This is a genomic window from Alteromonas naphthalenivorans (genome assembly GCF_000213655.1).
Classification (GTDB): Bacteria; Pseudomonadota; Gammaproteobacteria; order Enterobacterales; family Alteromonadaceae; genus Alteromonas; species Alteromonas naphthalenivorans.
Genome location: NC_015554.1, coordinates 3,781,919 through 3,801,484, shown reverse-complemented (window position 1 = coordinate 3,801,484; position 19,566 = coordinate 3,781,919). Strand labels below are relative to the sequence as shown.

General features: G+C 43.1%; 14 protein-coding genes and 1 pseudogene. 8 read left to right on the top strand and 7 right to left on the bottom strand.

Translation table 11 applies throughout. The annotated features are described in order from the left end of the window. Window positions 1-492: 492 nt before the first annotated feature. Window positions 493-1,869 (top strand): MBL fold metallo-hydrolase, encoded by a 1,377-nt coding sequence (locus tag AMBT_RS16545; protein WP_013785790.1) that lies wholly within the window; start codon window positions 493-495, stop codon window positions 1,867-1,869. Window positions 1,870-2,168: 299 nt separating this feature from the next. On the opposite strand, the pseudogene AMBT_RS23200 reads toward AMBT_RS16545, so the two are convergent. Further along, window positions 2,169-3,669: pseudogene (locus AMBT_RS23200) on the bottom strand (transposase). 221 nt (window positions 3,670-3,890) lie between these two features. Further along, window positions 3,891-4,976, bottom strand: coding sequence for a HEPN domain-containing protein (locus AMBT_RS16535; RefSeq protein ID WP_013785788.1), 1,086 nt, complete (start codon window positions 4,974-4,976; stop codon window positions 3,891-3,893). A gap of 466 nt (window positions 4,977-5,442) precedes the next feature. Between AMBT_RS16535 and AMBT_RS16530 the strand changes: the two genes are divergently transcribed. Continuing rightward, complete coding sequence (locus tag AMBT_RS16530) at window positions 5,443-6,021, top strand: hypothetical protein (RefSeq protein ID WP_013785787.1); 579 nt, start codon at window positions 5,443-5,445, stop codon at window positions 6,019-6,021. Window positions 6,022-6,418: 397 nt separating this feature from the next. Here AMBT_RS16530 and AMBT_RS16525 read toward each other — a convergent pair whose 3' ends face one another. The 3 genes from AMBT_RS16525 to AMBT_RS16515 are packed head-to-tail and all read right to left on the bottom strand — an operon-like array spanning window position 6,419 to window position 10,143. Next, a complete protein-coding gene (locus AMBT_RS16525; RefSeq protein ID WP_013785786.1) occupies window positions 6,419-8,068 on the bottom strand; it encodes an ATP-dependent nuclease in 1,650 nt (549 codons plus the stop codon). 51 nt (window positions 8,069-8,119) lie between these two features. After that, complete coding sequence (locus AMBT_RS16520; protein ID WP_013785785.1) at window positions 8,120-8,851, bottom strand: hypothetical protein; 732 nt, start codon at window positions 8,849-8,851, stop codon at window positions 8,120-8,122. Between the two features lie 14 nt (window positions 8,852-8,865). Beyond that, window positions 8,866-10,143 carry a tyrosine-type recombinase/integrase gene (locus AMBT_RS16515; protein ID WP_013785784.1) on the bottom strand — a complete coding sequence of 426 codons (1,278 nt, stop codon included), beginning with the start codon at window positions 10,141-10,143 and terminating at the stop codon, window positions 8,866-8,868. Window positions 10,144-10,996: 853 nt separating this feature from the next. Here AMBT_RS16515 and AMBT_RS22240 point away from each other — a divergent pair. The 3 genes from AMBT_RS22240 (at window position 10,997) to AMBT_RS16505 (ending at window position 14,634) form a co-directional block, all read left to right on the top strand. Beyond that, window positions 10,997-11,170: a DUF2986 domain-containing protein gene (locus tag AMBT_RS22240; RefSeq protein ID WP_013785783.1), complete on the top strand. Its 174-nt coding sequence runs from the start codon at window positions 10,997-10,999 to the stop codon at window positions 11,168-11,170. Between the two features lie 119 nt (window positions 11,171-11,289). Continuing rightward, a complete protein-coding gene (locus AMBT_RS16510) occupies window positions 11,290-13,344 on the top strand; it encodes a TonB-dependent receptor (protein ID WP_041452599.1) in 2,055 nt (684 codons plus the stop codon). An 18-nt stretch (window positions 13,345-13,362) separates the two neighbouring features. Then, window positions 13,363-14,634: a PepSY-associated TM helix domain-containing protein gene (locus AMBT_RS16505; protein WP_013785781.1), complete on the top strand. Its 1,272-nt coding sequence runs from the start codon at window positions 13,363-13,365 to the stop codon at window positions 14,632-14,634. A gap of 45 nt (window positions 14,635-14,679) precedes the next feature. Here AMBT_RS16505 and AMBT_RS16500 read toward each other — a convergent pair whose 3' ends face one another. Further along, window positions 14,680-16,074 (bottom strand): sensor histidine kinase, encoded by a 1,395-nt coding sequence (locus AMBT_RS16500; protein WP_013785780.1) that lies wholly within the window; start codon window positions 16,072-16,074, stop codon window positions 14,680-14,682. Further along, window positions 16,071-16,760 carry a response regulator transcription factor gene (locus AMBT_RS16495; RefSeq protein ID WP_013785779.1) on the bottom strand — a complete coding sequence of 230 codons (690 nt, stop codon included), beginning with the start codon at window positions 16,758-16,760 and terminating at the stop codon, window positions 16,071-16,073. The genes AMBT_RS16500 and AMBT_RS16495 overlap by 4 nt, the downstream gene beginning before the upstream one ends. 174 nt (window positions 16,761-16,934) lie before the next feature. Here AMBT_RS16495 and AMBT_RS16490 point away from each other — a divergent pair, with 174 nt between their 5' ends. The 3 genes from AMBT_RS16490 (at window position 16,935) to AMBT_RS16480 (ending at window position 19,563) form a co-directional block, all read left to right on the top strand. After that, on the top strand, window positions 16,935-17,672 hold the full coding sequence (locus AMBT_RS16490; protein ID WP_013785778.1) for an META domain-containing protein: 738 nt from the start codon (window positions 16,935-16,937) through the stop codon (window positions 17,670-17,672). A gap of 278 nt (window positions 17,673-17,950) precedes the next feature. After that, window positions 17,951-19,138 carry a methyl-accepting chemotaxis protein gene (locus tag AMBT_RS23115; RefSeq protein ID WP_269464942.1) on the top strand — a complete coding sequence of 396 codons (1,188 nt, stop codon included), beginning with the start codon at window positions 17,951-17,953 and terminating at the stop codon, window positions 19,136-19,138. Between the two features lie 59 nt (window positions 19,139-19,197). Beyond that, on the top strand, window positions 19,198-19,563 hold the full coding sequence (locus AMBT_RS16480) for a response regulator (RefSeq protein ID WP_013785776.1): 366 nt from the start codon (window positions 19,198-19,200) through the stop codon (window positions 19,561-19,563). Window positions 19,564-19,566: the final 3 nt, after the last annotated feature.

Sequence of the window (19,566 nt, the reverse complement as noted above, 5' to 3'; positions counted from 1 at the left end):
ATCTTAAGTTTAAAATTATTGACTCAGTGGAGCGAGTGTCGTCATCAGGTAGTCTGTCTTGGATGGTCCGCTAGAGACAAGTTGCGGACGCAACAGATTATTGACCAGCTACTTCTGCTTTGCGCCAATCGCTGGCAATCCCTGCATAACACCATTTACCTGGTTGTTTTACTGGCCCTGTTACACTTTAGCTGGTCTCGCAAAACCGGCCTGCAGGAACCGTTAATTTACTGGGCAATAGCCTTGCTGATTTTGCTTCCCAGACTGCAATACCTCAAACAGCGTCTGCAACGGGCACGCTTATCCCGCAATAGCATGTAAATTTTATATAGGATTAAGTGAATATTTCTTCATTTACTGGGAAGCCTTGTGGGTAGAAAATGTAATTACTTGTTTTATATGAACTTTTTATTCGGCATGACATTTGAAAGCTTAGGGTGAAGTGAATACATTCACGTTGTGCGCGGCACAACCCCAAAGTGGAGCTAACCTATGTTTGTAGAATCTGTTAAAACACCGGGCATTGCGCACCTTTCCTACCTGATTGGCAGCGATGGTGAAGCCTGTGTGATTGATCCTCAGTTAGATACGCAGCATTATCTCACCCTTGCCGGAAAGCATGAATGCCGGATCACCACCATCATCGAAACCCACCGCAATGAAGACTTTATCTCTGGCGCGGTAGCGCTGGCCAACCAGACCGGTGCTGATATTTACCATGGTAAATACGCTGACGAGCCTATCGAATATGCCCGCAAGGCCGGTAATGGCGATAAATTTGAGATTGGCAAATGGACACTCGAAGTTATTGCAACGCCCGGCCATACTAAAGACAGTATTTGTGTGTTGGCTATCGACAACGAACAGGACGGTCAGCCTATCGGCGTATTTACCGGCGATACCTTATTTGTCAGTGAAGTCGGTCGCACAGACTTCTACCCCGAGGAAATGGAAAAAATGGCTGGCCAGCTTTATGACAGCCTACAAACGCTGGCCAACCTGGGTGATGACATTATTGTGTACCCGGCTCATGGCGCAGGGTCGGTGTGTGGCTCAGGCATGGCAGAACGTGAGTTTACCACCATAGGCATTGAGAAACGGCAAAACCCGGGCTATCAATGTACCTCTAAAAAAGCCTTTATAGAGCGTAAGTTAAAAGAGAATCATTATATTGCTCCCTACTTTAGCAAAATGGAGCAGTCTAACGTTACCGGGATGGATACGCCTTTACCGCCAGTGGCGTGCCAGAAGCTGGCACAGGATGCTCAGTCAGCCTGGCAGAAAAGCGCAGAACGTCCCGGCGTGCTCATTGATGTAAGAAGTCATGCCCAGTTTCGAGACTGTCACTATCCCGGCAGTCTTAATTTGCCGGGCGGCTTACTCAGCGCTTATGGTGGTTGGTTTCTGGACTACTCCACACCTATCGCACTGGTGGCAGATTCCCATCAACAGGCAACCGAAAGCTCCGAACAGCTGTGGCGGATGGGCTACCAGCAGATTAGTGGTTATCTGACCATGGTACCAAAGCCAGATACCATTGAGGCTTACCATCGTCAGCATGTGAACGCCGTTACTGCAGATAAGGTTGATGAGCGCATTAGAGCACCACGTGCTAACTGGCAACTGCTGGATGTTCGCAAACAGGAAGAGGTTGAAAACAACGAATTTGACCAGGCAAAGCATATCTACTTAGGCTATCTGCCGGAAATGTGCCACCAACTGGATAAATCCCGCCATTATACACTGGCCTGTGGCAGCGGTAAGCGCGCCACCGTAGCAGCCAGTTATCTGCTGGCACAGGGTTTTGAAAACGTGGATGTTTTTATTGGTTCAATGCAAGCCTGGCAGAGCTACCAACAAGGCGCCTAACAGATTTACATCTGCATCGCAGAGCGCATCCTCACGGCAAGGAAGCCGGATGTGTTAGCCTGAATGGTCAGGACAGCTTGTGTGTATAAGAAATATTAACGCTATGTACTACCCACCGTGTCAGATGTATTTAAGGCTAGTTGAACGTGTGTCAAACGGGTACTTTTCAGAAATCAGTGGAGTAGTTGTCATCAAGACAGGCAAGTTAACTGGTCTTTGGTACTGAAATCTGCAATAAGATATGTGAAAGCCCTCACCCCAACAATTTGCGTGTTTAAGTAATGGTAGGTTTTTGTGGTTCATGCACCAAAGTCGAAGTCACGTTGAATGGTATAGTCGCAGAATGCGTCAATGCCCGGTGGCGCACGAAGTGGCGGCGTACGGGGATTATTGCTCGCTTCCGGTAAATTGTGCTTGTCCAAATATGACAAGATTTTATTGATAATGATCGCGTCAGTTATGCAAGCAATGACCTTTACGTTAAATTTTTCGCAAACCTCGCATTGGGTAATGTCGATGTTGAATACGCGTTTCAGTCTTTGCGCCGGTGACCGGATTACCAAGACATATTGCGGGAATGATACGGCTTTTCTGAATCTTTCAGGTGTTCTGCTAAACGAGGACTATTCTTACCACGTTGTGAAGCAGTCACCTCGGCACGAACTATAGCATTGGGAGCAAATACCCCATAAAACCTCGTGAGGTTAAGTCGAGGTGGTGGTATCAAAGCAACGAGTTTGCCGAGAAAATCCCGTGGAGAGAAGAACACGAGGGTCGTTCCGTCATTGTAAGGGGTCTTTAGTTTATACCTCACCTTACCTGAATCTGTAAGATTCAATCGTTGTTCACTTATGGCTGGTCTTGAGATGTATCTGCACAGGCGTTCCAATTTATCGGTTTGGTGACCGTCTGCGAATACGCCAGCATGTAAACTGAAACCGCCTATCTGGGCTAATTGTCCGTAGTGTTGTTTGTCTTTGGCGGGCAAGGTTTGTAAGGTAAATACTTTTTTGCCCATATCTGGCCCCAAGCAATACGATAACTAACCGAGGCCGCTTGCAAGGGCAATAAGCTATTTTCATCATCCATGGGAAAATCGAGAAAAGCATTGTCCATATCACGCTGAATGAGCCCGGCCTTCTCTAAATAGGCCGCAATGCGGTGGCTGATGTTGTCAACTATCTGTTCCATATCGCTATGGCTCGGCGCTTTGACGAGCTTGAATTTGGTTTGCCCTCGCTCTTCTGTAATAACGCCCTCGAGGAAGAGCATATGGAAGTGTATAATCAAGTTTAGCGCACTTCCAAAACGCTGAATGTACGTTACTGCACCCGTCTTGGCTTGCTTTTTCAAGTAACCTGTTCGATGGATGATGTCAGTTGAAATCGTGCGATGGATGATTTGCATGACTTTGCTGAGCTCTTTGGGATATCTGGCAAGTAGCAGCCTCAATGGGATAGGTAGACTCAACACCCACTGACGTATGGGATAGCCGTTAAGAACGTCGTCAACCAGTAACTTCGCACTCTCTGCCATCCGTCTTGCCCCGCAAATAGGGCAGAAGCCCCTACGTTTGCAACTGAACGCGACCAGCTTCTCATGTTTGCAGTCGTCACACACGACTCTGAGAAATCCATGCTCAAACCGACCACACTTTAGAAATTCTGCAAACTCTTTATCTACATGAAGTGGTAATGTCTTTCCTTGATGGGAAAGGTACTCCAGAAAATCTGGATAATATTGCTCAACCAATTGGTATAGCAATGTTTGCTCTGGCCGATGTCGTTTATAGGTATGCATGTTAATGGCTAACAATGGCGTCCTTGCCAGGGATTGGTAGCCCAGATTGCAGATAGTTTTGTTGTTAGTCTACTGGTCTTTGAGATGGAAAGTTCATTGCTCCAAGGTCCGCTTTACGTACAAAGCTGCCGGATGCCCTAAGCCCCCGAATGGTAGTTCTAGACAAGGAGACGTTTACGCTTTAAGCAGGGCCGCAGGTTTGCTGCCTACCTTCACTTGAGTTATTGCAAGCTTTCCAAGTCATCCACGATAATATTAGTTTGTATGAGAAACTTTATCAAAGAATACCTTATTATCCGCTCCATCCCGATGAATGTAGGTGACAGTTTGATTGACTTCTGCATGTCTTTATCTTCGATTACAGGGTTACCGCGTATGACTTCATCATTATCATGCAAATAATTCACTGCCATCCAAGACGAGGGTAATTTCCCTGCATGAACATACTTGCTGCGCAAATTATAAGCGGCTTTTAATCTCTGCTTAATATCCGACTCTGAAAGCTTTTTGTATTCATGTTTTGCTTCGGTTCTAGTGAAAAAATCACGGTCTAGGCAATCAATAATAAACTTACAGAACGCCTCTGAAATTCCCATTAATTTAGAACTAACTTTTCTGTATAATTTTTCTCCATCTGTACCAAGGCTCTTAAGATCTTCTAATAACTGCCTTGTACTATCGTCAAGTAGCTCTTCTATTGGATACTTGAAATGAGAAGCCAATATTTCACCAGCAGTTATGAGACTAAGAAAAGCTATCTCTGGGCTTTCTTCTGCTATTCGAACTGCCTGTATATAAAACCTACCTGCATACCAAAATGTTGATTGTGCATCAGCCTTGTCGCCATCATGCTCAAACAGAACATCTTCAATATATTTGATGTTTTCTAAGTTTAGTTCTATCTGGTAATCGGCTCTTTTATTAACACTATTGAAGGACAGGTTCTTGTTATATATTTTGTGATTAGATTCAACTGATGGAATGTAAGGCCTCCCGTGCTGTTGTATTAACCCATGAGAATCGAATCGTTTTCCAAATAATACAGAAAGCGCGATACAAAAATTTTCACCCATTTGGCTATAGTCAGGTAAAAAAATGATGTCATTTTTGTACTCAGGTGTTGCGACGGTAATTTCTATGTATTCCCGATAAATTCTTTCATCAGCTTTTGGTGTGTATGCGTTTACTCGTGCATTCTCGTTTGCATTGATGATTCGAAACACATCATTTTCATATTGGCCCACAAAATGAGCTGGTGTTGATATAAGCAGTTTTGTGATGTCTGTTATTGGCTTAGGTAATGCCATAGTTTTCCCTTTTGCTATAACAGCTTATTAATGAGACTTCATATTAACACCCGTTTCCACAGAAAAAACATGCTTTGTGTTTTCATGATAAGTTTTCAATGTCCGCAATACGTACGAAGCTGCCGTTTGTCTAATGAAGTATCAGCGACAGCTTTTTGGCACGTTTCAGCCCCACAGCGTCAGAGGCAACTTGAGACAAGGAGCTGACGGTCAGGATTAAGATCCTAGATTTCTGCCATTGGTCAATAGTGGACATCAGCTCCAAGGTTGTCTGATCACATATGATCCCAGAGTATTACTAACAGCGCTAGAATTAATCCCAACCGCAATCCCTTGCAAATCAGGAGGCAGTTGAATAAATTGAAACTGTAGTTTATTGTTTAAAAAATGAACTGCATATTGGTTTGAGTTACCTATGAAATAGTAAGTATGAGTAGCATTGTTATTTGCTTAATAAGGAAATCCCATGAAAGAATATAAATGGTTGGTCTTCCCGCTTCTTGCAGTTTTAGGAGTTCTTATACTTACATTAGCAGCGAGTAGAGTGGGCATAGAGCAATCAGCAATAGCGACTTCATGCAGTGCAGCTGCATTAGCTACCTCGGCTTGTGTAGGCTTTATGGTTTATAAACTTAATCATCGTGGATTCCAAGAGCCGTGGCTAGTTACCTATCGTGAGGAGCATAAGGATTTTTGGAAAAATAACGATATGTCCAAAGTCCGCTGTTGGATTGCTTGTGACGGTTCGTATAAAAAAGAACTGCTACCAGTGTTAAGAGCAAGACTTGACGGTGAAATTGAGGCAGAACAGTATGCGAAACTTGATACAGTTGATCGATTTTGTGCAGTGTTATTGCGTTTAGTAAATGTTGGCTCCACCGATATGGATAAACTTCAACGCGAGACATGGGAAAGTCTTGGATATCATTATTGGTTGTATAAGGTAAAACAGCGGAGTGAACTATCTCGCTATATTGAGAATCATTGGGAGCATTTATATCCTGCGGTTCGAGACGCCAAGATGCATCCATCACTAGCTAACTGAAATCGTAAGTGATCTTGTACGAATCCTAATAAAGTGAAATTGCGTCAGGCACAGTATTCTTGAGCGTAATGTATGCTAAAGAAAAATGCTCGTTATTCACTCATTCTTGTTATTTGGTATGACATATCTGAATGGCTGATTTACGTACGGAGCTGCCGGACGACCAAAGAACTCGAACGGCAGCCACTCGCACAAAGCAGCCGGTCCATCTTTTATGAGGTTCGAAATGCCGCTAGAGCTAGGTCGTGTAAGAGTCAGTACAGTTTTCTGTATGGTGGAGGAAAAATATGAAAAATTATCCGTTGAAGATTCTTCTGGTTGGAAAGTTAAAATAGGTCACGTTAATTACTGTTAACATGACCTATTTCTATTTTAAACTGTTAGCGAACGACTTTCACTACTTAGCCATAGTATCGAGCTCTGCGTGGGTTGCATACAAGCCTTTATGAGAGCCATCTAAAATGTCATTTAAGGAGTTTCGCAAAGCTAAATATTTTGTATCGGTCTCAAAGGTAGGAGAGGTAAGGTGGGTAAACAAATTATACGGTTTATCCTTTTCCGGAGCTTCACCGAGATAGAAACCTTCGAAGTCAGGATTGTGAACAACTGTCTGCACGCGACCATTGGCTTCATCTGCCAACGTTCGAATTTTGAGGTTAATTGACCACATAGCGTTTGCATTGCCATTTTTATTTAGTTTTGTGTCAAGATCGTGTACAGCAATCGCATTCGCACTAAACTGGTCAAATATTTTAATGAAAGTAGGGATGTTAGCCTTACCTCTACAATTAATCACGCAGTATTGACCTTCAAGACCACTTTTTTCAATTATATACTGATATGCGAGATACTCAGTGTCACCTTCTACTAATATAGAGTTAGGATAGAAGAAGAACTCGTTCACTGTAGGACAGCAACGGTTTAACATTTTCAAATTTTCTTTTTCGTCATCACTAAAGCATGCTCTATCAGTTTGGAAGTAGAACACATTCTTTTGATTGTTTGATACTTTTATTAGTGTGGTGTGGTCTTGAGTTAAATCAATGAATATAGGCGAGTGAGTAGTACATATGATTTGCCAACCTTCCATATCAGCTAGTGCATATATAGCTTTTCGAGCAGCCTTGATTATAGAAGGGTGAAGGTTAATTTCAGGCTCGTCAATCAATAATATTTTTGAGTTTTCATCTTGAATTTTCTTTGTGCCTTTTTTATACAAACCTTCGCTACATAGAGCATTAACCGCCGACCATAGGAACGCTCTTTTGATACCAGTGCCTTGGTGCTCTAATGACGATTGGTAGTTGCTGGTCTTAATAAAGAATTTACTACCATCTTTAATTGCATCTTCGACCTTAAATTTTCCTACACCTGTCTCAAAGCTTACTGATGAACCTGCAAATAGTTTATTGATTTCAGTTTCTATTTTTGAGCTGAGTTGACCGATACTACCGGATAATTCCTTGTCTACCTCTTTAGCGAGCTTTTCAATTTCAGCAACTATACCAGCAACTTTCGTTTTATCGTCTTTGACCTTTTTAGCTGCGTTTTTAGAGGCTAAATCTTTCACTACTTTCTCGAGTGCTTCATATCCATCATTGGGGTTTAGTCTGATCGGTGTCGGCAATCTACTTTGTAATAATGTATTCCACCCACCAGCTCCGCCTTTTTTCCAATCATTTATTTTGTTACTAAAACTGTATTTAACTCCGGTTGCGTCAGGACTTTCCCATCTAATTTGAAACTTTGCGCATTCGCCAAAATCAGGATCATGTTGCAAATGCCACTCTTGTCCAAAAGTATCGATATCTTCTTGCGTTAAATCTTTGAACACACCAGTGATGATTATTGGCTTTTTAGTATCTCTGCAATGAAAATGGTCGATACTGAGTGGTGTGCCTAAGGAAACGTAAGACTCGTATGCGTCAAGTATTGTCGACTTGCAGCTATTGTTTGGTCCTACTAGGACGACAATATTATCGATAAGTATTGTTATTTCGTCACTAATACCTTTGAAATTTGAGATTAGAATTGCTGAAAGCTTCATGATACGTCCTTGTGTTTTTTAGTGTGGAACTAGCACATTGCTTGTTAATGCTTAAGTGTTTTTCATGTTCTTGTCTAAAATGATCTCCAGTGAATCATCAATAAATGGAGTAACTATGCTAAAATTATACATGTTACTTAAGTTTCTTTTTTTGATTATTTTTTTGCATTTAAATTTTGTTAAAATAGAATCACTGCCAGCTACAGTAAGAATGTCCTGCTCTAAGCTCTCAAGTAATTTGTCAGTTAAGTCACTTTCTAACTTTTTTGAAATGCTCTCGAAATATAATAAATTTTTTTCTTCAGTAGGCTCTGCCCAGCTTAGTGTTTTTGCTAAATGATTGTCAATTATGCCGCTTATTTTTTCAATTTTTATGTTGTTCTGTAATCTATAAGCAAGTATCGGATTGTGTTTAGATAGCTCTATTATTGCGTTTTCGAATTGAGTGGTAAAATCCTCTTTCAAATCTTCTCTCATATCAGCAATTAGCGATTTAAATGCTTCTCTCAATATTATTCTTAACTCTTGTTCGAAGGCTGAGTCGACAGTAATGGAGATTTTTCGTTCTCTGAGCCTTTCCAGATAGAGTTTAAGATAACTTTCAACAGCTTGGTCTGTTTTGATTACTGAATTGATAAAAATGTAGCGTAACTCTAGAAGTAGATAAAGTATTGTTCGATTACTTTCTGTTTTTTCTCTTTGAATTTTCCACAGATAAGTAGCTACTGCTACTAATACACTGGTACCAGCGGTTATAAACGAGCCCCAAATTTTAAGTTCCATAGTCAGCTCTCTTTTTATATACAGCCATTGAGTCGATAGTTCTTCTCCCACTTCTCAAACCGCTTCTCCAGCATACCGCTAACACGAAGAGCAAATTTTGAAGTATTTTTCTCTTTGGGCGTTTCTTTATCAAATGCGACGCCAGAAAGCGCATCAGCAAACATCTCTGGTTTGACATGACTGTAGTGCTGTTCAATCATGCTGATGCTAGTGCCACATTGTTTTGCAATTACTTCCATTGACTGACCATCCAGTAGCTGCCATGTGATGTAGGTATGTCTCAGTGAATATAGTGTTCTCGGCCCCATCGGAGATTCTTTCAAACCGGTGTCCTGCAGTACCTTTTCAAAAGCTTTACCTAGCTGGCGCGTTTCACTTCCATCTATAAGCCTGAATAGCTTGTCACTTGGCTTTCTATCAGGAAATCTATCTCTTAGGTTCTTCAGAGCGCCGACAACATCCTTTTTACAGACAACCTTACGCGCACCAGTATGCTTGGTGGTTTTACCTTTTCGAACATGGATGAAAAACTGCACTTTTTCTTTTTGGCGACGTAACTCTATATCACCCCAGGTGATATTCTCCATTTCTGTTCCTGGCCTGATGCCAGTGTTTACCGCTATTTCGCAATAGTCGTGTAGCAGTTCCCTGATTTCTCGCGTTTTCGCTGTGTGTGCTGTTTTCTCTGATTCGATAATACCATCAAGTACAACATCATATTCCTCTTGTGAAAAAGCAGCTCTTCGCTTTCCGTGTTCACCTTTGGATGACAGCACCGGCACTTGAGCAGCAAACATCCACTTATGCTCTATTGCTTCTTTAAACACTAACTGAAGTGCAGAATTGTGCGTAAGAAGTGTCGATGAAGCCGGAACACGTTTAAGTTGCTCTATACGCCAAGCATCAAAATTGCGAATAGAATCTTGATTTATACTCGTAACATAAGTGCGATCAAAGTAGGGGATGTGATAATTCTGGAGTGCGCGGATATAGTCTTTGTAGGTCGGTTTACCGCCACCATGAGCCAGCTCGTTTTCCAGCTTTTTAATAACTGTTTCGGCGACATCTCGGAACCGTTTACTTTGGACTAGTGTGTTGGTCTCAATCCGTATCTCGTGGTCAAGAAATATGCGATGCGCCATTGCTATCGCTTCGTCTTTATCTTTCTTCTTAGTGGTTTTGCAATACCACCTGTTATACAACACGAAACGAGCATACCAGCGTTCGCTGTTATCTTGCTTAAAAATATATAGCGTATCGTTTATGTTGTGTCTTTCTAACTGTTTAGCCATGAATTTATTGGAACACAATAAGCGTGCATTTGCAAAGAATTTGCAAAGTCTATGTTTTGCGTTTTAAGTTGCTGAAATAAAAAGTAAATGGAGAAAGCGTTCTTTTGAAAATCCGCGTGTCCCTGGTTCGATCCCGGGTCGAGGCACCATTATTCAAGAAGCCCTGTACGAAAGTTCGGGGCTTTTTTGATCTAGGTTGTTGTATCAAGTTAGCTGAACACGCTGGCGTGTCCCTGCGGTTGCACCGCGCGTTACAATCCCGGGTCGAGGCACCATTATTCGAAGAGCCCTGAACAGAAATGTTCGGGGCTTTTTTGATCTAGGTTGTTGTATCAAGTTAGCTGAACACGCTGGCGTGTCCCTGCGGTTGCACCGCGCGTTACAATCCCGGGTCGAGGCACCATTATTCGAAGAGCCCTGCATGAAAATGCGGGGCTTTTTTGATCTAGGTTGTTGTATCAAGTTAGCGGAACACGCTGCGTGCCCCTGCGGTTGCACCGCGCGTTACAATCCCGGGTCGAGGCACCATTGTTCAGGAAGCCCTGTACGAAAATACGGGGCTTTTTTGATCTAGGTTGTTGTATTAAGTTAGCGGAACACGCTGGCGTGTCCCTGCGGCTGCACCGCGCGTTACAATCCCGGGTCGAGGCACCATTATTCGAAGAGCCCTTGCAGAAATGCGAGGGCTTTTTTGATCTAGGTTGTTGTATCAACTTAGCGGAACACGCTGGCGTATCCCTCACCGCATCTACATTCCACTCAATATTTGAATTCGATAAATACGCATATGGTAGCTTTACCCTTGAACACTGTATAATAAGTAGAATGAGTGAGGCTGTTGAGGCAATTGGGAATGAACCGTCGAAAAAAAATCATCAAGAAACTTCAGAAGAAAGATAAAAAAGCGAACGCTAAAATTCATAAGAGCAATAAGCCGGCTTATATTTCTAAAGCAGAACGGGAAAAGTTAGCTGAACAAGCTAATAGCGATGAGCAAAGTAAACAGCCTGAAAACAAACAAGAATAACCCTCTAAAAATTCCTATCAGTTCAAAATGTAACAATTGTAAAAACACTACCTTTTTTTCATCAAGTAAATGAGAATGTTTCTTATTAAGAATAACTAAACATTTAATTGGAGCTTTCTTTGAAAAAACGAGTGTTCATTGGTGCGGTTTGCACTCTATCTAGCGCGTTTTCCTATGCCCAAGTACAAGCAGTTGATGAAACTAAGCCTGTCGAAACGGCCGCTGTTGAAAAAATATCGGTAGTAGGCGCTGCAACAAACCTAAGTATTACTGCTGAAGAAATCGAGCAATACCAAGCTAATGATCTCGCTGATATATTTCGCTACTCGCCTTCAATTAGTGTTGGTGGTTCAGTTGGCGTGGCACAAAAAATATATATTCGCGGCCTAGAAGATGCTTATTTAAATGTCACCGTAGATGGTGCACAGCAAACCTCCACACTTTTCCATCACATTGGCCGTGTCACTATCGATCCAGATTTACTCCAGCAAATTGATGTGCAGGCCGGCGCTGGTGAAGCAACCAGTGGCCCAGGCGCAATTGGTGGTTCAATTCGCTTTAAAACAAAAGATGCGGATGACCTTTTAGCTGAAGGCGAGCAATTTGGTGGCCGTGTTAAAGCAAGCTACTTTTCGAACGACGGCACACGCTATAGTGGCAGCCTTTACGGCAAGCTAAGTGATACATGGGGTGTGCTAGGTTATTACAGCACTGTCGATCGCGACAATATGGAAGATGGCGACGGTAACGAAATTTACGGTACAGCAGCCGATCAAGACATGTTGTTCCTTAAAGCCAGTGGTGATATTGCTGAAAATCACTATTTGTCGCTAAGTGTTGAGCAACGTGACGAAGAAGGTGAGTTTTCAGCACGCCCGAACTGGGTAGTATTAGAAGGTGCAGCGCTTTACCCAAGTGAAGCCGAGCGTGATACCTATGTAGCAAACTATCGTTTCGCACATAGCGATATGGTTTACCTGGAAGCCACCGCTTATCAAACCGATTCTTCATTTCAAGGTGGCCGTTTTAATTGGTTAGCCGAAATAGACACCTACGGTTTCGATATTCGCAATACCAGCGAAACAGCAAACCACAAGTTTGTATACGGGGTAGATTACCGTAGCGATGAAGTGGAAAGTGGACCAGCCGCAGGAGCGGTAGAGAACGCTGAAGAAAGTAGCGTAACGGGTATTTATGCACAGGGTTACAGCGATATTACCCCTGAGCTATTACTTAGCTACGGTGTGCGCTACGACGACTATGATTTTCAGCAACGCATATTGCTTGAAGAGTATTACGGTACACCGGTTACCGACAGCGAAGCTTCACTAGACGACTCTGAACTAAGCTTTAATATTGGTGTTGCATATCAGCTTACTGAAGCATGGACCCTAGGTTTGGGTTATGCCGAAGCGGCTAGAGGAAAAGAAATTGGCGATGGTTTTACTATCGACGGTTACCTTTATGATGGCTCAGATATTCCAGTGGTTGCTGATGATCTTGTACCCGAAACAGTACAAAACATTGAAGCGTCTATTGAATACAGTGCGAATAACTTAAATGCGAAATTAAGCGTTTATAACTCAACCCTAGATGATGTGATTTTTGAAGGTTTTGAAGGAAACTCTGTTTTCAATAATATCGGTAGCGTAGAAAGCAGCGGTATTGAATTCGACCTTGCTTATCGCGTCGATTCATTCGACTTCTTCTTTGGCTTCTCGACCGCCGATACTGAATTAGACCCAAGAGACGGCCTATACAGCGTTGACTATTCATCTATTGATTTAAACGGTTATGAATTTGTGGGCTTAGGTAATAGCCGCGGCGATACCATAGTGGTTGGCGTAGATTACGCCGTTAACGCCGATATAAGTGTTGGGACTAGCATCAGACAGGTTAGGTCTATTGATATTGATACCTTGCACCAAGCAGTTGATTTGGGCTGGACAGACAGCTTGTATAGTTTAAACAAACCAAGCTACACCCTTGTTGACCTGTATGGTGAGTGGCAGGCCACAAGCAATATTCTTGTTAACCTAGCGGTATCTAACTTGTTCGATGAGCAATACATCGACCATTCAAGCGTGGGTGACTATAGCGAAGTATTTGGCACTGTTATTGGCCCCCATGAAGCAGGTAGAGATATTAGGCTATCAGTAACCTACGACTTTTAGTGCTAGGCCGTTAACCTGATGGTGTCTAAAACGATAAAGAAGTGGGTCTTTTGGACCCACCTTGTTGCCGGCTTAATAGCCGGCATACTTGTTTTGTGTATGTCCTTTACGGGTGTATTACTGACTTATGAACGGCAAATTGTAGAGTTCAGTGAAAGGCTGCATGATGTAGAGCCTGCTAAGTTGTCTACACATGCGGGTGAAAAGGCTGTGCGACACGAAGACGAGCACATAGGCGAGTACATAGGCGGGTACACTGATACACAAGCGCATAGCGCCGTTAGCGCGCGCATTAGCACCGCTAGGGCACGCATTAGCACCGATGAAGTGGTTACAATTCTACAGGCATTGAAGCCTAACGAACCACATATTTATGTTCGTTGGGTAAACCGCGAAGGCGCAGCTATCCCTGCTTGGGCGGGGCGATACAGCTTTTTACTACACCCTTATACTGGCGAAATTCTGCGAGAAGGCGAGGGCATGGTGGGGGAGTTTTTCCATGTAGTCACCGACTTCCATCGATATTTTTCTCTTGCGGGCGACTATCGCGTGGTAGGCAAAAACATCACGGCGTACGCCAACTTGGTATTCCTCTTTCTAATCGTAAGTGGCCTGTATTTATGGTTGCCTAAGCGTTTAAATTTAAGAGCCCTAAAACAGCAGTTTCTATTACCCAAAACCTACCAGAATTCCCATCATCGGAATCGTCAGTGGCATGTCGTCTTTGGTATCTGGTGTCTAATTCCGCTATTCATTATTGCCTTAACCGCCACTATTTTTCATTTCGATTGGGCCAATAAAGCCATATATGGCGCCTTTGGTGAAAGCGTGCCGACGCGGGAGCAGCATGAGGAAATTACCAGTTTAGCGGCTGACGAAGTGCCTTATGAAACCTTGTTTAAGTCAGCCCAGCAACATGCTAATGCCAATGGCTACGCAGATTGGTATTCAATGTGGATGGAAATAGGTGAAGATATCCAGGAAGCACGTTTTTTCATTGATAAAAGCATAGGGCATAGACAAGAGCTTGCGTATTCGCTGTTTTTCGATACCCAAACCGGCAAAGTAACTAAGGTACTAAGAAAGCAAGATTGGTCTCGTGGTGGTCAAGCGTGGGGCACGGCGCGCTTTCTACATACCGGTGAATACTTTGGGGTTGTCGGCCAAACCGTGGCAGGGCTGGTGTCCTTGCTTGCTTGTGTACTGGTGTATACCGGCATTGTGTTGGCGTGGCGCAGATTAGTCAGCGAGCCTAAACGGTTACGTGAGAACGCAGGGGCAAACTCTTAAATCAATATCACTCTTAACGCTAAAATACGCACGTATGAGTGAATATTAGCGAGCTGTGGCGGATGAGCTAGGTAATTCAATTTGAATTTTTAGCCCACTGCGCTGGCCGGCGACATCAGTATAATTTTGAGCTTTGATAGTACCGCCCACGGCCTCAATTTGTCGGTGGGCTAACGCCAACCCTAAACCAAAGCCAGTGCTTTGCGATGTATCTATTCGTTCGCCTTTGGATACTCTGGCTTTATCTACTCGAAAGAAGGGCTTAAAGATGTCTCCAAGCATATGTTCAGGCACACCGGGGCCATTGTCTTTTACACATAGCCGGTAACCCTTCTCGGTGCTGCTGAGCAGTACCTCTACTTCCGATTTTTCAGGCGTATGGCGCAATGCGTTACGAATAATATTCTCTATTGCTTGGCCCAATGCTATTTGGCTGCTTTGGGTTAGCGTCGCTTTTTCTGGCAGTGTGCTAACAAGGTTTTTATCGGGGTATTCGAATCGGGCGTCTTCGCAAATAACCTGTATTAATTCCACCAAGTCGAATTCTTCTGTATCCAGTTGCGGCGATTCGGTGTTTAACCAAGCGAGAGTAAGCGTGTCTTCCACTAGGTTGCGCATAGTAGATGCTTCGTAGCGAAGTCGCGCTAATGCTTGTTGCGGGTTAATTTGCTGCTCTACAAAATCAACCGCCATATCTATACGTGTTAAAGGCGTGCGCAATTCATGAGACAAATCTGCTAGCAACTGACGTTGATTATAAATAAGTTTGCTGGTTCTATCGGCCATCTTATCGAAAGTAACGGCTAAGCGGGTAAGCTCGTCATTCCGCTCAAGCAGCGATGCATTGGTTCTTACATCATAATGCCCAGCGCTGAAAGATTTGGTGACGTTTTCCAGCTTTCTCAAAGGCGACATAACGTGGCGGTATAACACTAGACTTAATATGCACAGTAATATGAGCGGCAGTGCAATTTGCAGCATGGCATTGGCATACAGCAACATGGCACCTGGGCGCATACGCTGGGGTAATTCAATTAAAAGGTGGGTATTGGCGTCGGCGAAAGGTATTTCCATAACCGGATTATCTTGAAAGTATAAGTGTATTTTCCACTCCACACTTCTGCCGTATTGGAAGCGGTCGAAAAAGGGTTTGTAGATAGTGGAATCGGCTATAGGATTTAGGTTCGAAGTAACCGCACCTACCCAAGTTTGCTCTTTCTCTTGTAGCGCTTTAACCCAAACCGACAAGGCTTCTTCGCCTTCATTTGCCCAAATTTCATCGGCTTCTTTTCCGTAATCTAGCAATTGCTGTTGATGTTCTTGTGCAATAAAGCTCATGCTAGATTCGGTATGATTTGTTAACCAGTCAATGGCCCAAAACAGCAGTACAGTACCCACGCCAATAACAGTACACATTCGCCAAAACAGGGTATATTTCATGAAAACCGATAGCCTTTTCCGTGTAGCGTAGAAAGCCTTTCTGGCGGCATACCTGCTTCTACTAGCTTTTTGCGTACACGGCTGATGTGCATATCTAAACTTCTATCGTAACGGCTGAATGGCCTGTTAAGCACGCTTTGATATAAGAAGGCTTTGGTCATCACTTCATGGTGGTTTTCTAGCAACACCCATAGCAACTTAAATTGAATGGGGGTGAGTTCAACATCGTGCCCTGAAAAGCGAACATCTTGCTTTATTCGGTTAAGTTGAAGCTCATCAATGATTAACTGTGACGCTTGTTTGGGGGGGATAGCATCTCGCTGGCTACGGCGTAGTAACGCCTCTATTCTAAGCATCATTTCTGTGAAGTTAAACGGCTTAGGCAAGTAATCATCAGCGCCTTTTCTATAGCCTTCAATACGCTCTTGTTCAGCGCCACTGGCGGTAATCATCATTACCGGAGTATGCTTAACTTTTCGAATTTGATTCAAAACAGCCAAACCATTCAGCGAAGGTAACAAAATATCGAGTAAAATAAGATCGAAGCTTTCCTGCAGCGCCGCTAACAAGCCTTTCTGGCCATCTAGGCACTGCGTAGTGGTAAACCCTTTTTCTTTTAGCAGCCTAGCTACCTGATCGCTAAGGGTTATATCGTCTTCTATTATTAAAATGCGAGCGGCAGACATAGTAAGTACTCAAGTTGTGAGCTTACATGCTATTGATAATTGTTCTTATTTGCAAGTTGGTTGAGGTATCGCTTCCAAATATTGAGCATATTTGCTACTTTCAGGCTTCATTACGCAATATTGTACATAAGTACTTTTATCTTTTTCTTCATCTTAAAACGGCAAGGATTAGTCATGCCTTCTTATTTTCATAATTCACTTTTAATTGTATTAAGTCTGCTTTTTATCATCACTGGTTGTAGTAATAACGCCAGTCAAATGTCCTCAGACGCAGACTCAGTGAGCGAAGATGAATCTGCAACTACCCTAACCGGTACTTGGCAGGTGGAGAGCATCGACATGGGTGGCATTATCGATAGCAGTATGATGACCGTAGAGTTGGTGACAAAAAATAGAATTTCCGGCTTTACTGGCTGTAATCAATTCTCAGGCATACTTAATTTACAAGCGAACGAATTAGCAGAAGGTGAATTTGCAACGTCTAAACTGGTAACGACTCGCCGCGCGTGTGTAAGTGCCATGTCAGCGCAAGAACAGCGATTTGTGAAAGCGCTAGAAGCAGCAAGCCGTTACGAAATTAAAGAGGGCACCTGGTTGGTTATTTATGATAACGACGGTAAGCAAAGACTGAAGTTAATAAGAATGTCGGTACAAGACACGGCGAAGAATGAAAAAATGGATGCTGCTACCACAGGAACGCATCAGTTTAATTGTGCGACAGCAGGAAAGATTGTGGTGCGCTTTTTAGGCCCAGATACCATTAAGTTATCTGAAAATGGTAATATTCATATATTACAGCATGCGCGTTCGGCCTCGGGAGCGCGTTATATTGGCATGAATACAGAATTTTGGAATAAGGGGAATTCAGCCGTTCTTAGCCTTCAAAATCAATCTTATTCATGCAGCAAATAACAAACTAATGACTTTTGAGTCTAAAACCACACTTCCCCGCCTTTTATAGGTTTTTTTGCACATATAGCAGTTTTTCGCATCTCGTTACTTGCCAACTTTCCAAATTGGGTACTACGCTTAGTCCATATTGTAATCAACACTGACTAACGCGTTGCCTACTTACTCCCCTTCAACGTTCAGAGTAAGTACCTTTATGACATTGAACACACGTCATGCATATTTCGCTCGGTTTAATCGGGCGTGATGAAGGAGTAGTGGCAGGGTATAAGGAGATCCTTTTGCATTCAAACGTGGAAAGTTCATCTACACACTCTAAAAGTAGCGCTAACCTTTATCTGGTGGGCGTAGTGGTAGGGTTATTAGGGGCTTGGGCTCTGTTCTTTTTAGGCTCAGCGCTGTTCGGCTTTATTTTGCTTACGGTGGTATTAATCGGCTTTGTCGCTTATACGTCAAGTAAGAACACCTCGTCTGATGCTAATTCCTCTAATGAAGAAACACATTCCAGCACCAGTCATTTAGAAGATAATATTGCATTAGCAGGGGGGGAGATTGCTCACTCGCTAACAATATGTGAGGGAAACCTATCCTCTATCAAAACAACCCAAGACGATGCTGTTGTTACCCTTAGCCAAGCCTTTACCAGTTTAAAAGACCTAGTGGCAGAACAGGTTAATTGCATTGATGCCTTGTTAAGCGTTGATGCATCAAACAGCACCGCTTACTCAGATAAAATGCGCAATTTTGCTCAAGATACCGACAGCACCCTTGTGAGCTTTATCGATTCCACAGAAAAAATGTCGTCTTCAACGCAGCATTTAATGAGCCAAGTACAAATCATTCAACAAGCAATGCCTACGGTTATCGATGCACTCAGCGGGATAGACGATATTTCAGCCCAAACCAATTTGTTAGCGTTAAATGCAGCCATTGAAGCGGCGCGAGCCGGTGAAGCGGGAAGAGGCTTCGCCGTGGTGGCCGATGAAGTTCGGGCGTTATCTACCCGCTCAACCCAGTTCAGTGATGTTATTAAGAAGCAGGTAGAAAATATTAAAGGGCTGGTAGATAAGCTCACCGAAACTGCCGAGTTCGTTGCTTCTCAAGATATTTCCCATGTGGTTGAAGCTAAAGACCATATCAGTAAAGAACTAAAAGACATTATTCGCAAAGCAGAATCAGACCAAGTTACCACCAAGCAACTAGAGGGTATTGGGCAACAACTAGACGATGCAATAAATAACGCGATAAGAGGTATGCAGTTTGGCGATATAAATGGCCAGCACATTGATTATACAAAAGATATTGTGAAATTTATTATCGAGCGACTCCAACAACTAGAGTCTGAAAATTTGGAAGCATTTGCTTCTGAATTAAAGGCTTACCAACAAGCGCTTGCCCAACGAGGAAAGACCGACCATAACCCTGTTTCTGCAACATCCATGCAGTCGGGAGAGGTAGAGTTATTCTAGGGTACAAAGGATTTTGACATCAAACGTTATTACTTTTAAGCAGTGAGGGAATAGAAAGGATGAGCAAGCATATTTTAGTAGTCGACGATTCTATATCAATTCGTCAAATGGTAGAGATGACCTTAAAAGGTGCTGGCTACACGGTTACTACCGCACAAGATGGTCAAGAAGCATTAGACAAATGTAAGTCTCAGCAATTTGGGTTTGTATTGACTGACCAAAATATGCCTCGCATGGACGGTTTAACACTCATCAAAAATTTACGTAGTTTAAGCGGTTTCAATCGTACGCCTATTGTAATGCTTACCACAGAAGCAGGCCCAGAGATGAAAGCCAAAGGGAAAGCGGCGGGTGCTACAGGTTGGATGGTGAAGCCTTTCGATCCTAATAAGCTGCTAGATGTGACAAAGCGCGTTTTGGGCTAATCC

Bases quoted from the DNA above. Each gene is read 5' to 3' on its own strand.
- AMBT_RS22240 (WP_013785783.1), top strand. From the start codon at position 10,997: ATGAACCGTCGAAAAAAAATCATCAAGAAACTTCAGAAGAAAGATAAA.
- AMBT_RS16535 (WP_013785788.1), bottom strand. From the start codon at position 4,976: ATGGCATTACCTAAGCCAATAACAGACATCACAAAACTGCTTATATCA.
- AMBT_RS16525 (WP_013785786.1), bottom strand. From the start codon at position 8,068: ATGAAGCTTTCAGCAATTCTAATCTCAAATTTCAAAGGTATTAGTGAC.
- AMBT_RS16520 (WP_013785785.1), bottom strand. From the start codon at position 8,851: ATGGAACTTAAAATTTGGGGCTCGTTTATAACCGCTGGTACCAGTGTA.
- AMBT_RS16490 (WP_013785778.1), top strand. From the start codon at position 16,935: ATGCCTTCTTATTTTCATAATTCACTTTTAATTGTATTAAGTCTGCTT.
- AMBT_RS16515 (WP_013785784.1), bottom strand. From the start codon at position 10,143: ATGGCTAAACAGTTAGAAAGACACAACATAAACGATACGCTATATATT.
- AMBT_RS16495 (WP_013785779.1), bottom strand. From the start codon at position 16,760: ATGTCTGCCGCTCGCATTTTAATAATAGAAGACGATATAACCCTTAGC.
- AMBT_RS16505 (WP_013785781.1), top strand. From the start codon at position 13,363: ATGGTGTCTAAAACGATAAAGAAGTGGGTCTTTTGGACCCACCTTGTT.
- AMBT_RS16480 (WP_013785776.1), top strand. From the start codon at position 19,198: ATGAGCAAGCATATTTTAGTAGTCGACGATTCTATATCAATTCGTCAA.
- AMBT_RS16530 (WP_013785787.1), top strand. From the start codon at position 5,443: ATGAAAGAATATAAATGGTTGGTCTTCCCGCTTCTTGCAGTTTTAGGA.
- AMBT_RS16500 (WP_013785780.1), bottom strand. From the start codon at position 16,074: ATGAAATATACCCTGTTTTGGCGAATGTGTACTGTTATTGGCGTGGGT.
- AMBT_RS16545 (WP_013785790.1), top strand. From the start codon at position 493: ATGTTTGTAGAATCTGTTAAAACACCGGGCATTGCGCACCTTTCCTAC.